A 17,629-nucleotide genomic window follows, 5' to 3' on the forward strand; every position below is an offset into this window, starting at 1 on the left:
TTAGAGGAGGTGTAGCTTAATGAATACTGGAGAAATAGCGAAGGTCTTTGATACATTAAATGTTAGGCCAGTTATAATAAATGGAAAAGTTTATTTTATTAATAGCGCAGGTGAGGTTCAAAATAATAGAAAGCTTTCAAAATATGGAAAGGATATTGTTGAAGAATATAAATCTAAGTGGGAAAAAAATGATTACGCTGAAAAATCAGAATACTTCGAAAAGTTATTTTACGATGCACCCGTTTTAAGTGGTCTTCCTTTTGATTATTCTGTAGGAAAAGAAACTACTTATGAGAGGGAAACCTGTAATTTTGAAATTTCAAGGGAAATTCAAATTTTAAACGCTGATTACCTTATTGGGGCTTTGAATATAGTTTTATATAATTATACTAATAATGAAGAATTTATTGTGGAATTTGATTATCTACATAGAGGAGAAACTTGTTTTTCTATTCTAAATAATGTTTTTGTTAGGACTGCTTTTAGTGGAAACGAGAAAGTTGACACTTTTTCACAAAAGGTTGAAGAAGCTTACGATTTTGGGACTAAAGTACAGGGTATTCCATTAAAGGATATTGATAATAGGTTACAGGAATCTATTATTAATATTATTTTTATGGATGAACAAAGTGAGTATACTAATGTTAATTTTGCTACAAACATTCATAAGTTGTACGATAAGAAGTACCCTTTAACAATTGTTATTTGCAAAAATGGACAAGAAGTATCAGGGCAGATAATTTATAATAAAAATTTATTTGCACAAGAAACTATAAATAGATTTATTGGACATTACTTAAATACATTGAGGCAAATGTTTGATAAATCAAAGAATTCTATTTATGAGTTAGAACTCCTTTCTGATGCTGAAAAGCAAACTCTTCTTTACGAATTAAATAAAAATGAAGAAGCCTTTCAATTAATTTCTATTGTTGATCTTTTTGCAAAACAGGTTAAGAAGAACCATGGAAAGACGGCCTATATCTATAAGAATGATGAAGTATCTTTCAAGGAAATAGACAATCTTTCTTCAGTCATTGCTATAGAATTACAGCAAAAAGGCATTGGTCCTGAAATCCCTGTGGGAGTTTTTCTTGAAAGATCTCCACTTACTGCAGCATCTATCCTAGGTATATTAAAAGCAGGAGGTGCTTATGTACCTTTAGATTTGTCATATCCTGAAGATTATATAAATCATATAATAAATGAAACAGAATTAAAAGTAATAATAACAGAAGAAAAATTAGAGTCTAAGCTTCCTTCATTTATAGGCAGCCTACTAAAAATTAATGATTTTTATGGAAAATCAGCACCTGAGCAAAAAATAGAAAGTGGAAGCACTATTGAAAATTTAGCTTTTATAATGTATACCACAGGGTCTACGGGTAAACCAAAAGGGGTAGCCATGGAGCAACAACAGTTTTTGAATAGGCTTAACTGGTTATGGAATCAGTATCCTTTTAGTGATGACGAAGTTGCTTCGCAGCGTACAACTGTTAACTTTATACCGTCGCTTTTGGAAATGTTTGGTGCACTGCTTCAGGGTATTACTACTGTTATACTTCCAGACGAAGTGGTTAAAGATCCTGTAAGTTTGATTAATGAATTAGAAATACGTAAAGTCACTAGAGTATCTGTGGTTCCTTCTCTTCTAAAGATGATGTTGGAGATGGAAGAAAATATTGCTTCAAGATTAAAGTTGTTAAAACTGTGGTTTACGGCTGGAGAGCCTTTGATTGCTGATTTATTTAATGAGTTTCGTAGTCGTATGGGAGATGCTATTCTATCTAATGATTATGGTTCAACTGAGGTTAACGGTGTTATATATTTTGATTCGCGCTGGAACAATGGAAAACTAGATGTAGTTCCAATAGGAAAACCTATTTCTAATACTTCGGTTTATATTCTTGATAAGAGAAAGAGACTAGTACCTCAAGGTATTCAAGGTGAACTTCATATAGGAGGGGCTCCAGTATCACGAGGCTATATCAATAGACCTGATTTAACAGAAGAGAATTTTTTTAAAAATCCTTTTTCAGAGGATAAAAATTCAAGGCTATATAATATGGGCGATGTAGTTCGTTATCGTGCTGATGGTATGATAGAAGTAATTGGCAGAAGGGATTTTCAGGTTAAGATTAATGGAAAACGAATAGATGTTGGTGGCGTTGAAAAAGTTTTAAGAGAATTTTCTAAAATTAAGGAAAGTACTGTTATTGTTAAAGAAAAATCAGCCGGAGGAAATAGATTAGTTGCATTTTTTGTCCCTGTGGAGGGCGAAACGATTACAGAAGAGCATGTTAGGCAACATTTTGAAGAAAGGTTGCCGAATTATATGATTCCTCCTGTAATAATAGCTCTTGATAAGCTACCAAGGACGATTAACGGTAAACTAGATCGAATGAAACTGAGTACAGAAATAGCTGGGGAGTTTTATAATCAACAAATTGTTGAGGATGAAGGTAATAATGAAAATAATCTGCAGTTTAAGTATATAGAAAAGAAACTTATTTCTATAACTGCTGGAATTGTTGAAAAACCAGAATCTGAAATTAAGATAGATGTAGAATTTTCAAAAATGGGTATTGATTCTATTGATGCTGTCAGGTTTATAAAAGAAATTAATTTATTTTTTGTAATCAATATAAGTGTTACTTCTCTATTTGATTATGTTTCTATAAAAAGCCTAGCAACATACATTTCAAGTCTGAAAAATGTGGATACTAAAGATAACGTTAAGGAGGGGCTTTTAGTTTTAGATGCTTCCAGAGATGTTAACTTAGATGTAGAAGCACGAGACCTTGCAATAATAGGTATATCAGGCCGTTTTCCTGGAGCAGCTACAGTAGAAGAATTTTGGGAAAATCTTAAAAATGGATGTGACCTAATAACAGAGGTACCACAAACACGTTGGAAGACAGATAAATATTATAGCCCTATACCTCAAAGAGGAAATAAGTCTATTAGCAAATGGGGCGGTTTTATGTCTGGAATAGAACAATTCGAACCCCTATTTTTCAATATTTCTCCCAAAGAAGCTGAATTAATGGATCCTCAACAACGTCTATGCCTTGAAGAATGCTGGAAGGCATTTGAAGATGCAGGATATGCTGTTGAGAAACTAAGTCGTAAATCAGTAGGTGTGTTTATTGGTGCTAGAGAGGGAGATTATTTTGAAAATATCCAGGATGAAAGCATTAGAACAGATTCATATAAGTTGACAGGTCATGATGCTGCTGTCTTATCCGGTAGAATATCCTATGTTATGAACTTGACGGGACCATGTATTTCAGTAGATACGGCATGTTCATCATCATTATCTGCTTTTGTATTAGCTTGTAAGAGTGTTCTAGCGGGTGATTGTGAGATGGCCCTTGCTGGCGGAGTTTGTGTTCTTTCAAATCAGAATCTTTATATACTGAGTAGCCAAGCAGGCATGCTTTCTCCTACAGGAAAATGTTATACATTTGATAATAGAGCTGACGGATTTGTGCCTGGTGAAGGAGTCGGAGTTGTTATAATAAAGTCTCTCAAAAAAGCTATTGCAGATGGTGATAATATTTATGCCGTTATAAAAGGAGCAGAAATAAATCAAGATGGAAGTACCAATGGTATTACAGCTCCAAGTAAGGAATCACAAAAAAATCTTGAACTAAAAGTTTACAATAGTTATGGCATAGATCCACAGACAATTGGGTATGTGGAGGCTCATGGAACGGGTACAAAGTTAGGTGATCCCATTGAGATTGAAGCGCTTACCGAGGCTTTTAGAACCTTTACTGATAAAGAACAATATTGTGCTATTGGTTCTGTAAAAACAAATATAGGACATACCAATGCTTCATCAGGTATCATAGGATTAATTAAGGCTGTAATGTGTTTGAAGAATAAGCAATTTGTGCCTTCTCTTAATTTTGAAAAGGTAAATGAACATATTAATTTAAAAAATAGTCCTTTCTACGTTAATACGAAACTACATGATTGGAATATAGAAAAAGAAAATAAAAGAAGAGCTGCTATAAGTTCATTTGGATTCAGCGGTACTAATGCTCATGTTATTCTTGAAGAAGCTCCAGTATTAGAATCCCAATCAACTGACGATTTATTACCGGTTTATCCTATTACCTTATCTGCAAAAACGAAGGTTTCATTGTATGAAAGTGTTAACAAGTTTTATACTTTTTTAAAGAGTAATAAGGATCAATCTATACAAGATGTTAGTTTTACTTTGACAACTGGACGTAATCATTTTTCAGAAAGATTGTTTTTTTCAGTTTCTTCCCTGGAAGAGTTAGTTGAGCTATTAAATAAGGTGCTAGATAGATTTGAGGAGTTTACCCATTCAGTAAAGTTAACTGATGGTGACTTGGACAACAAAGATGCGAAAACAATAATTGAAAAGCTGACCACGAAGAAAGTTAATTTAGAAAATTTTAAACATGATTTAGATATGCTTGGTAGCTATTATAAAGAGGGTTATTTTATTGACTGGGCTTTACTGTACCAAAATATTCATTGTCGTAGAGTTTCTTTACCAACTTATTCATTTAATACCAAAGCATATTGGATTAAAGATGATAATAACGGTAAGATTGAAAATAAAGGAAATAAACTTCATCCTCTAGTTAGTGATAATGTTTCTACTTTACATGAACAGCGTTTTAAAACATATTTGAGCGACAAAGATTTCTTTATTTCAGACCATATAATTAATAGTAAAAAAATACTTCCTGGAGCCTGTTATATTGAAATGGCATTGGCAGCAGGTGAACTTTCTGCAGAAAAAAAAGTTTTTACACTAAAAGATAATTATTTTTTAAGTCCACTTATTTACGGGGATAGGGAAACGACAGCTTCCATTACATTAAACCCCTATGGAAAAGATGTCCATTACGTTATATCTTCTCCAGAAACAGAAAAAGAATTGGTTAATGCTGAAGGGAAAATTCTTTTTGAAGAGTTTAAATATGAAAGGGTTGATGACCTGTCTTCAATTGATACTATTAAGCAAAAACTTAACGGTTATATGGATAAGGATAAGTTATATAAAATTTTTACTGAGGGCGGGATTGATTATGGATCCGGATTTAGATCAGTAAGTGAATTATGGTATGGTGATGAAGAAGCGCTATCCTGTATCAAATTACCTACTGAGCTTAAAGAGTTTAGTAATGATTTTTGTTTGCATCCATCACTATTGGATGGTATTTTCCAGAGTGTAAAAGGCTTTATATTTGAGGAAGAGAAGAGTGATAACTGCCTTTACTTACCTTTCTTTGTAGGTGAAATAAACGTAATAGATTCTTTAAGTGATGAATGTTATGCGCATATTTTCAAAGTAAAATATCAAGAAGATAATGAGTCTATAAAGAAGTTTAATATAACTGTATTCAACAATGATAAGGATCCAATTTTAAGAATTCAAGATTTAGTTCTTAAGAAGCAAGCACTTCCTTCATTTAAACCTGAGTTAATATATGTTAGTGATAAAGATATTTTGACGGATGTTAGTAAACAAGGTGAAATTGTTTCGGGTAGTTATCTAATTTTAGATAGGACTGAAAAGTTATTGAAGTTGATACAGGAAACTGAAATGGACAAAGTTACCCCTATACTGGTTACTCCTGGGGAAACCTTTAGGAAAATTAGTGAATACTTGTATGAGATTAATATTGAAAATGAAGAAGATTATTTGAATCTGTTTAAGAATTTAAATGACAGAAACTTATTGCCTGAATTAATAATTCATAGATTAGATTCATATTACTCTGATCCAATGAGTCAAAGTGTAAAGGAAATGTTATCTAGTAGCTTTTTCTCTCCTTTTTATTTAAGTAAAGCCTTGTTATCTATGAAACTGAGGAAAAAGGTTAACTTACTTAATGTATATCATTTTAAAGCAGATGAAAAAGGAAATCCAGCGGCACGTTCTTTTGCAGCATTTGCCAAGACCATACGTTTAGAAAATCCAAATTTCAACTATAAAAATGTAGGATTAAAAATTGAAATGAGTCAAGTTGAACCCGAGAGTAAACAACTACTAGAAGTTATTATGGCTGAATCTGCAAGATTATGTGAAGAGGATAGAGAGATTTTTTATGAAGATGGAAATAGAAAAATTCGCGAGTATGCAATTTCGGATTTTTCTACTAATTCTGATGAGGTAAAGATAAGAGAAAAAGGAGTATATCTCATAACAGGTGGAGCAGGAGGCCTAGGATTGATTTTTGCAGAATATTTGCTTGAGAAATACTCAGCAAAGGTTATATTGTGCGGTCGCTCACAGCTTGATGAGGCAAAAGAAGAAAAATTAAAAACTTTAAAGGAAAAGGGTGGAGAAGTTTCTTATTTCCAAGCAGATATAGCGAATATTGTAGAAGTAAAAGAACTAATCAACAGTATTCAAGATAGGTATCAAGTTTTAAATGGTATCATACATAGTGCAGGTACCATACGAGATTCTTTCCTATTTAATAAAACCGTTACAGAAATTGATGATGTTTTTTCTTCTAAAATACTTGGTGTTGTTAACCTGGATAACGCGACAATTAATGAAAAACTCGATTTCTTTGTTTGTTTTTCTTCAATATCTGCACTATTCGGTAACATTGGTCAATGTGACTATTCTTATGCAAACTCTTTTATGGATTTCTATTCCGAGTTCCGCGAGGAGTTACGACATAAAAATATTAGATCCGGTAAAACATTGTCCGTTAACTGGCCACTGTGGAAAGTTGGGGGCATGAAAATAGATGAAAAGGTTTCTTCTCTTGATAAAGCTCTTGGTTTAACACCAATAGACCGATATTGGGGTACTAAGGCCTTTGAAGAGGTTTTAAATGTTTCCAGTTACCGTGTACTTGTTCTTTTAGGACAAAAGCAAGATATTCTCTCGAAGTTGAATAAAATGAAATATTCTACTATAAAAATTGAAAACAAAGAGATAAATCATCAGTTTGATGAAACAGAGTTTTTTGGTAAGACGTCTACATTTCTTAAAGAGATATTATCAGCAGAAAGTAAAATTGATACAGAGAGTATTGAGTCTGATACACCTCTTGAGAAATATGGAATTGATTCCATTATGATTATTAACTTAACCAAGGAATTAGAAAAATACTTTGGTGAACTTTCTAAAACCTTATTCTTTGAATATCAAACAATTAGTGAACTTACAGCATACTTTATAGAGGACTATAAAGTACAGTTGTTAGATATTTTTAAAGAGAAAGAAACTAAAGAGCAAAAGGTGGAAGATGGTGCACATCCGGAAAAAGTGCATTCTGTCTCTAAATCTCGCTTCTGGAGCGATGTATCTACGTCGACTACTGGAGATGTGAAGAGAGAAGATATTGCAATAATAGGCTTAGCAGGTCGCTATGCTGGGTCTAAAAATTTAAATGAATTCTGGGAAAAACTGAAGGTTGGCACAGATTTTATTACTGAAATACCGTCTAGTAAATGGGATTATAGAAATATACATAATCCATCAATGAATAAAGTGGGGAAGACCTACAGTAAGTGGGGAAGCTTTATTGAGGATGTGGATAAATTTGATCCAATGTTTTTCAATATATCACCAAGAGAAGCGATTTTAATGGATCCAAATGAACGATTATTCATGGAAACTGCGGCTAGTACTTTTCAAGATGCAGGTTATTCTAGAAAGAAGTTGGGGAAAACTAAGACTGGTGTTTTTGTAGGTGTTATGTGGGGACAGTATCAGTTATATGGGGCAGGTAGGTTGGAGGATATTCCTGGTTCATCATTTGCTTCAGTTGCTAATAGGGTTTCTTATTTTTATAACTTGAATGGTCCAAGTATGGCAGTTGATACTATGTGTTCATCATCATTGACAGCAATCCACCTTGCTTGTATGAGCATTGCTCAAGGTGAGTGTAACATAGCTCTGGCAGGAGGCGTTAACTTAGCCACTCATCCTAATAAATATCTCTTGATTGCTCAAGGCAACTTTTCATCTAGTGATGGTAAATGTCGAAGTTTTGGAGAGGGAGGGGATGGCTACGTTCCAGGTGAAGGTGTAGGAACGGTTTTACTAAAGCCTTTAAGTCAAGCCATAAAGGATAAGGATAACATTTACGGTGTGATTAAAAGTAGTTCGCTTAATCATGGTGGTAAAACAAATGGATATACTGTGCCTAATCCTAATCAACAAGCCACATTAATAAGGGATGCATATGAAAAGGCTGGAATTAACCCTCGGACAATTAGTTATATTGAAGCACATGGTACTGGAACGCCACTTGGTGATCCTATTGAAATTACAGGATTAAAGAAGGCTTTTGCGAGTTTTACTGAAGATAAACAGTTCTGTTCCATAGGGTCTATTAAATCCAATATAGGTCACTTGGAAGCAGCAGCAGGGATAGCGGGGATTACAAAGATTCTTCTTCAATTTAAAAATAAACAACTAGTACCGTCTATCCATTCTGAAAAACTAAATTCGAATATTAAGTTCCAGGATACTCCATTTTATGTTCAAAGGAAACTGGAAAACTGGGTACCTCCACAGTTGGAAGAAAATGATGAGATGCTTTCATGTCCTAGACGAGCAGGTATTAGTTCATTTGGTGCTGGTGGTTCCAATGCCCATATAATTTTTGAAGAATATAGTAATAAATTAATTGTAGAGAGTAACGAGCCAGAGTTGATTATAGTTTCTGCAATGCAGGATGATCGATTAAAAGAATATTTACTAAACTTATACAACTTTATTGAAACAAATTCTAATATTACGCTCAAGGAAATTGCATTTACTTTACAAACAGGAAGGGATTTCTATGACACCCGTTTTGCCTGCAAGGTTTCATCTATAGAAGAGCTAAAACAAAAGATATCATCTTTTGTAAACAATAAAAGTCAATCATCTGATATCTTTTATAGCAGTTGCGATTCAAAGACTAGTGTTGATACTCAGTATATAGAGGAACTTTTAGCAAAGAAAAATTGGAATGAACTCGGAAGGTTGTGGGTTTCAGGTAATGATATACCATGGGATTTACTATATAACAATTTAAAGCCTCAGATTGTTTCCCTGCCAACGTATCCTTTTGCTAGAGAATCGTATTGGATAAATGAATCTGTAGAAACACTTGGGGTAGAGAAACAACCACAAATTGAGAGAATACACCCGTTAGTTCAGAACAATGAATCAGATTTTTACGAATTGAAATTTAGCTCTACATTTTCGGGAAAGGAGTTTTTCTTCCAGGATCATATGGTGAATAATCGAGCGTTGTTGCCAGGTGTTGCAGGTATTGAAATGGCAGCTGTTGCTACTACTATTTCAACAAAGAGTACAGTTTATGGATTGAAAAATGTTTTTTGGCTTAAACCTTTTATCTACACATTAGAAAATCAGAGTGTTTCTATTACCCTTGAACCAGAAGATGATCACATGAATTTTCAAATCTTTAAGATGTTGAGTAATGGAGAGAAAGAGATTTATACAAAAGGGCAAGTATTTGCGGAGGCAATAAATCCTTCGGTAGAATCAGCAGAATATATAGATGTTAACGAAATTATGTCGAGATGTAATGAGGTAATTTCATATGATGAATGCTACCGTTTATTAGAGAAGAAAGACTTTAAGTATGGTTCTGCTATGCAGGTGATTAGAGATATAAAATATAATAATGACGAAGTGATTTCAACCCTTAAGATTTTTGAAGAATCTGATGTTGAATTTGATCAATATCTACTTCACCCTTCAATTATGGATGGTGCACTCCACGCTTCTTTTGGATTTTTATTAAATGATAGCAGTAGGGATTTCCTCTTTATGCCTATAGCTATTGGGGATATTCAAATTTATTCTTCCCCTAAAGCAGAGTGTTATTCATATGTTAAGAAGCATAAAGAAAGCAGAAACGAAGTTGACGATATAAAGAAATATGATATTAAGATAATTAACCCTGATGGTAAAGTAGCAGTTACCATAAGTGATTTTGTTATCAAGAAAATAGATAGGAAAAATAGAAATATAGGTCTTGGTCAGTCTGATGAAGAGACAAGTATTGGGCTATATTCTAGTGAGTGGCGTGCTTTGGAGTTAAATAGAGAAACTACGCTTCCAAAAGTGCCTTATAAAGTTGCTATCTTTACTAACAATGAACAAGCATTACTACCTTTTAAAGGTAAGATGGATAATTGGGATAAGGTAGTTATCTATAAATCTAATGCTTTTGAAAAAGTAAACAATAATTACTTTGTTGATACTACTAATAAAGATCAATTAACTAAGCTTTTTAAAACTTTAAAGGATCAGGGAAGTTATCCAAAGAAAATTATTTATTTATTGCCAGAGGAAAGTGATGTTAACAATGTAAGTCTGTTTATGGAGGAGTTTAGAAATATACTATATATTAATCAAGTATTAATCGGACTTCATATTGAACACGAAATTGAATTTCTTCTTGTTTCTTATCATGATAAAGAAATTCTTCCGCTTTATTCGGGAATGAGCGGTTTTAATAAGTCACTAACGCTGGAATGTCCAGAATTGAAACTTAGAAATGTATATTGCATCAGCAGAAGAGAATCACTTGCAGATTATATATGGCAGGAAATGTATTGTGCAAAAGATAAATATGTTGATGTAAAGTATGAAAATGGATGTAGATTTGTAAAATCTATGCATAAACTCAAAATAGAACACTCTAAATCTGCGATTTCTTTAAGAGAAAATGGAGTATATTTGATAACAGGCGGCGTTGGTGGACTTGGATTGATTTTTGCAAAATATCTTGCTGAAAAGGCAAAGGGAAAAATAAAGATTGTTTTAATTGGGCGATCACAATTAAGTGAACAAAAAGCTGCAAAGCTAGAGGAATTAGAAAGTAGAAATGTTGAATTTATTTATATGCAATCTGATGTATCGGACTACAATAGTGTTCAGGAAACAGTATTTAGAATAATAAGAACACATAACAGAATAGATGGTATTTTCCATTCGGCAGGAATTAATCAAGATTCTTTTGTGTTAAAGAAAACTATTGAAGAGGCGGCAGCAGTATTAAAACCAAAGGTTAATGGAACTATAAACCTTGATTTATGTACTAAAGAACTAAAGATGGATTTTTTTGTGTTGTTTTCTTCATTGGCAGGCTTTATTGGAAATATTGGTCAATCTGATTATGCTTATGCAAATTGTTTCCAGGATAACTATGCAGAATATAGAAATCATTTGTGTAGTGAAGGAAAACGCTCTGGTAAATGTATTTCTATTAACTGGCCACTATGGGAAGATGGCGGTATGGAAGTTGATGGCGCTGCCAAACAGTTGATTACGGAGAAGTTAGGACTACTTCCTCTAAAGACAGAAAATGGATTGCAAGTTTTTGAAGACTGCTTAATGTATGAAGGAAGTCAAGTAGCTGTAGCTGAAGGAATGGAAAATGTTATTAAAAGATTACCTTTTCTTATGCAGGATCGATTTATGACTAAAAGGGCTGAAGTAGTTGAAAATACAGTAACAGAAGAAGAGATTAATAAGCTAAGAAAATATACCTCTGACTATCTGAAAAATCTTGTTTCTGAGGAAATTAAGCTTCCTGTAATTAGACTAAATTTAAATGATCCAATTGAAAAGTATGGTATAGATTCAGTTGTGATACTTAGCTTGACAGATAAGTTGGAGAAGGATTTTGGAAAAGTATCTAAAACGCTTTTCTTTGAGTATAAAACTCTAGCAGACTTAACTGAGTATTTTCTTTCAAAGCATATAGATAAATTGGTTGAAAAAAGCGGCATTAAGGTTCAGGAAAAGGTTGCACAAGTTGCGATGACTCAAGAAAGCAATAAAATAGGTGAGGGTGAGATAAAAAAATCACGATTCTTTACTAAGCAGAAAGCAGAGATACTTAGGGATGATATTGCTATTATTGGCTTAGGTGGTAGGTATCCACAATCCAAAGACTTAGAAGACTTTTGGCAAAAGTTGAAAGAAGGTTATGATTTTATTCAAGAAGTTCCATCCAATAGATGGGATAGCAATGAAATCTATGATGAGAATAAAAATGCCACAGGTAAAGCCTATACAAAGTGGGGTAGTTTCCTTGATGACATTGATAAATTTGATCCATTATTCTTTAATATTAGTCCAAAAGAAGCTGCTCTTATTGATCCTCAAGAAAGATTATTTCTTGAAACTGTCCATCATACTCTTGAAGATGGAGGCTATAGCCGAAAAAATCTTGAAAATAGAGCTGTTGGTGTTTTTGTAGGAGCTATGTGGAATCATTATCAACTATATGCGTCAAACATAGGAGAGAAAAGACCGTTACCAACATCATCATTTGCTTCTATTGCTAACAGGGTTTCATATTTTTACAATTTTAGTGGACCAAGTTTAGCGTTGGATACAATGTGTTCTTCTTCACTTTATGCTATGTATCTTGCTTGTGAAAGTTTGCAAAATGGAGATTGCGACATGGCTATCGCTGGTGGAGTTAACTTAACTCTTCATAAGGCAAAACATATTCTTTTAAGCCAGGGAAAATTTGCTGCAAAGGATGGAAGATGTCGAACTTTTGGAGTAGGTGGAACTGGGTATGTGCCTGGAGAAGGATGCGGTGCAGTACTTTTGAAACCTCTAAAAAAAGCAATAGAGGATAAGGACCATATTTATGGCGTTATTAAAGGGATAGCTATTAATCATGGAGGGAGAACAAATGGGTATACAGTCCCAAATCCACAAGCACAAACTGAAGTAATCGCTAAGGCCTTCAAGAGAGCTGGTGTAAATCCAAGAACTATTAGTTATATTGAAACTCATGGAACTGGAACTTCATTAGGAGATCCAATAGAAATTACAGGACTTGAAAATGCATTTAATACAAATGAAAAGCAGTTCTGTTCCATTGGTTCTATTAAATCTAACATTGGACATCTTGAAGCAGCAGCAGGAATTGTAGGCTTAACTAAAATACTGTTACAAATGAAATATAAAACTTATGTTCCATCTTTACATTCAAAGATATTGAACCCTAATATTGACTTTACGAATTCTCCTTTTTATGTACAGCAAACATGTGAAGAGTGGAAAACTACAAAAATTGAAGAAAATGGTTCTATAAAGGAGTATCCTAGACGAGCAAGTTTAAGTGCCTTTGGTGCTGGAGGATCAAATGCCCACTTAATTATTGAAGAATATTCTGAACCTAAAAATACAAAATATGACACCGATAACGTGGTAGTAGTTCCGATTTCTGCAAGAAATAGGGAAAGGCTTTTAGTGTATGTAGAACAACTTAGTAAGTTTGTAGAAGGGGTTATTAACAACTCTACTGATTTGGCACAGACTTCTTATTTAGTTAGCTTTGATAAGGAAAAAGTCAAAGAATTACTTGTTCATGACCTTATAGAGTTATACGCAGATATATTAAATGTTGACTCATGCGAGATTGATGCTAAAGAATCATTCGCAGAATATGGTGTTGATCATATAAATTTAAACAAATGGCTTAATTCAGTTAATGACTATTACGGTACTGATATTGCCTTTAATAAATTAATGACAAGTAATTCTTTGGTGGAGTTTGCTAATTATATAATTAATATTGACAAGATTTCTGCATACTATGGAAAAAATAATAAAAACAAAGTTCAGGATATATTTAAAGTTCCTGTTGAAAAAATCAGTCTTGAATCTATAGCCTATACCCTTCAGGTGGGAAGAAATAATCTGGATGAACGTTTGGTGATTATTTGTTCTTCAATGGAAGAACTGCTAGAAAAGTTAAAAAGCTTTAGCAAGAAGCAAAGTAGCATGGATAACTGCTTTAGTGGTTCTACTAAAAGTTCAATTGAAACCCTTAACCTTATCGTTGAGGACATAGAGGAATCCAAGATAATAGATTCACTACTTGAAAACAAAGACTTAGTGAAATTGGCTAAATATTGGACAATAGGTGTAGACGTAGATTGGGATAAACTATATTCAAAGCAGAATGCTCCTAAAAAAGTAAGCATCCCAGTTTACCCTTTTGAAAAGCAACGTTGTTGGATTTTCGAAGACAGCTTTGATAACAATTGGAATACTGTGGGGATAGCAGAGGTAAAAAAGAGTTACTCAAGCATGATACTTGAGAAGTCCTGGAGAGAAAGGGAACTGGTAAGTAATTATCATCCTAATTCTGATGGCACTTATGTAATTTTAGCGAACAAAGATAATCTTTCCTCTGTACATGATCTTATAAAACATATAGGATTACAAACAGTAATTATTGTTAACGACAAGTTGAATTTAACCGGTAATGATTTTGCATTTAATTATTATGAAAAAGACGAAGGTTATGAAATAGGTAGATTTATAGCTAATGGTAGGAAAATTCAAGGAATAATTGATATCTCAGATTTAGGGTTACAGGTGGAAAATGCTCCAGTTAGTCTAGGCAAGCTAGCTTTTTATCAATCATGTATTAAAAATATAAGGATTGAAGGGTTCCAGATAATCCATATATCAGCTAACATGGAAAGTTGCAATTCTGTAGTTAAGTCCATTACAGGTGCAGTTACAGGTGGATTTGTTAGAATGTTAGGATCTGAATATAAGAGAGTGATTACTAAAAGAATTGATATGGACTTTTCTTTAAGTAATGTAGAACAGTTGGGAGAAATTATTCAGAAAGAATTGAACAATATCATTGATTCTGAGGTGGTATATAGAAATGCAAAACGATATACTCCAGTAATTAGCGAAGCTGATAACAGTATGCTAAAAAATGATTTTATAATTGATTCAGAAAAAGTTTATGTTATTACCGGTGGAACTCGTGGCATAGGAGCCGAAATGGCTAAGTATATAATACGTAAAGGCGCAAGAAAGCTAGTTTTAATGGGTATTGAGCAGTTGCCTAAAAAAGAGAATTGGAGTAATGCTCTTAATGATTCCTCAATAAGTGAGAGAACCAAAGAAAAGTTAAGATTTTTGTTATCTCTTGAAGAGTCTGGTGTATCTATTGAGGTTTATATGGGCTCATTGACAGAAAAAGAGAATTTAAGTAGTTTCTTTGGCGGTATTAGGAGGAATTTAGGGTCAATTGGCGGTGTAATACATTGTGCCGGATTAGTTATAAATCGTAATCCATCTTTTATTAATAAAGATATGGATGACATCCTATCCGTATTAGAGCCAAAAGTAGAAGGGGTACAAGTGCTACACCAAGTATTTAATCAAGATAACCTTGATTTCTTCATACTATTTTCATCTATTGCAGGTTTAATCCCTCTAGTAGCTTCTGGAGTTAGTGATTATGCTGCAGGAAATAGTTATATGGACTACTTTGTGAGGTACCAAAATGCTCAAGGAAACAATTATTATAAGTCTCTGCAGTGGCCAAATTGGATAGAGGTTGGAATGGGTGAAGTTAAGAATCCTTATTATAGTAAGTTTGGACTGTCAGGGTTAAAAAATCATGAAGCACTTAACTTGTTTGAAAAAGCTGTAAAATATTCTATGCAGGATGGCGTAATTATGCCTTGTATGATTAAACCTGATGTTCTTAAGGCGTGTAAAGAAAGTATACTCAATCCTAAGGCTGAATTAGATGTTCCATCAATGAAAGTTGTAAAAATAGAGAAACCAAAGGTAGCTAAGCGTAAAAATGGAGAAAACATAAAACAGTGGCTTGTAGAAATGTTTTCGAAGGAATTGCAAATTTCAGTAAAGGATCTTGATTTAAATACACCTTTTGGAGAATTTGGTGTAGATTCTGTAATTATTGCTGAGCTGGTATCAAAGATTGAAGAAAAAATAAATGATCACTTAGAGCCATCAATATTAATAGAATACCCTACTATAAATAGTTTGAGTGAGCGTATAGATTCCGATTATAAACTAGATGAAGATATTGCATGTGATGAAGAAATCATAAGCGATGAATGCATTGAAAATGATGAAGAAAAAGAATTTTCTCCTCTTGAAATTAGGAGGGATGATGATTTTATGGAGAATAAGTGGCTAAATGTAAATACTAATTTAGACAAAAATAATAATATGAGTAATAAGGTTGCCATAATAGGAATTGCATGTCATTTCCCAGAAGCAAAAAATAAAGAGGAATACTGGAACAACTTAGTAAATGGGGTTTCATGTATAAAAGAGGTCCCTTCAGCAAGATGGGATGTTGAAAAGTTCTATAGTACTGAGTATGAGGATGGAAAAAGTATCAGTAAGTGGGGAGGATTTATTGAAGATATTGAATATTTTGATCCAGATTATTTCAATTTAAAGCATGAGATTGCCCCACATATTGATCCACTTGTACGTCAGTTTATGGAGGTTGGAATAGAATGTCTGCGTGATGCTGGGTATGAGAATAAGGAACTTTCAAATAAAAGAATAGGAGTTTTTGTTGGTTCAAGAGTTTCAAACTATTCACAAGGCATTGATTATGCTAAAGCTGATACTATTGTTGGTATCGGACAGAACTTCATAGCAGCACATTTAGCTCACTTTTTAAATCTTAAAGGACCAAACCTTGTTGTTGATACAGCTTGCTCTTCTTCATTGATGAGTGTAAAACTAGCTTGCAAAAGTTTAGAATCAGGGGAATCAGAAATGGCAATTGCCGGTGGGGTTGATATATTATTAGATGAAAAACCTTATTTAATGTTTAGTAAAAGCCGTGCTATTTCACCTGATGGTAGATGTTTTACATTTGATGAAAATGCAAATGGTTTTGTACCAGGTGAGGGTTGTGGAGTTGTGTTATTGAAATCCTTGGATAAGGCAATTGAAGATGGTGATCATATTTATGCTGTTATTGAAGGGGCTGCGGTTAACAATGATGGTCATACAATGGGCATTACAACGCCAAATCCTGAGGCACAGAAGGAAGTAATTAAAATGGCTATAGAGAACGCAAACATTCCAGCATCTCATGTTTCCTATATTGAGGCTCATGGAACTGGAACGAAGATAGGTGATCCTATTGAATTGAAAGCTTTAACCAATGTTTTCCGAATGAATACAGATAAAAATGAATTCTGTGCAGTAGGAAGTGTAAAAACTAATATAGGGCATTTATTAAGTGCTGCAGGTATTGCAAGTATTATTAAAGTTGCACTCTCTATATATCATAAGAAACTACCGCCTACACTTAATTGTTCTAATCCGAATCCACGTTTTGATTTCAAGAATTCTCCTTTCTATGTAAATACAGAATTGAGAAACTGGATTCCTATAGGTGATTTCCGTTATGGAGGAATAAGTGGATTTGGTTTTGGTGGTACTAATGTTCATATGATACTCTCTGATGCTCATCATTCTTTAGTTAAAGGTGTAAAGCGAAAACCGCTAGGGGAGTTAAAGTTAAACAGAAAATTTTTCTGGGTTGAAAAGAAAAGTGAGAGAGTTTCTGAAAATATAAAACATAACGACAATCGGATGACTTCTATGCTTACCCTTAAGAGTATAGACTCTAATGAAGATTAGAATTTAATAGGTGAATTAAATACACATAAGATAAACGGCTCTTCCGCAAATATATAAACTTAATTTGTAGTATTACTTTTGCATTAAAAGAACTTTAAAATTTAAAAAAATTGAAAATGAGACTTTTATGACTTATGTATTTGAATGGAAGAGCCAAATAAACTTTCATTA

At 33.3% G+C, this 17,629-nt stretch carries 1 protein-coding gene; it reads left to right on the forward strand.

The window, feature by feature from the left end; all coding sequences use genetic code 11:
- The first annotated feature begins 19 nt into the window (after positions 1-19).
- Positions 20-17,458 carry a non-ribosomal peptide synthetase gene (locus HGI79_RS08740; RefSeq protein WP_185650335.1) on the forward strand — a complete coding sequence of 5,813 codons (17,439 nt, stop codon included), beginning with the start codon at positions 20-22 and terminating at the stop codon, positions 17,456-17,458.
- The last annotated feature ends 171 nt before the right edge of the window (positions 17,459-17,629 follow it).

This window comes from Clostridium sp. DJ247 (assembly GCF_014231265.1).

Bases quoted from the DNA above. Each gene is read 5' to 3' on its own strand.
- HGI79_RS08740 (WP_185650335.1), top strand. From the start codon at position 20: ATGAATACTGGAGAAATAGCGAAGGTCTTTGATACATTAAATGTTAGG.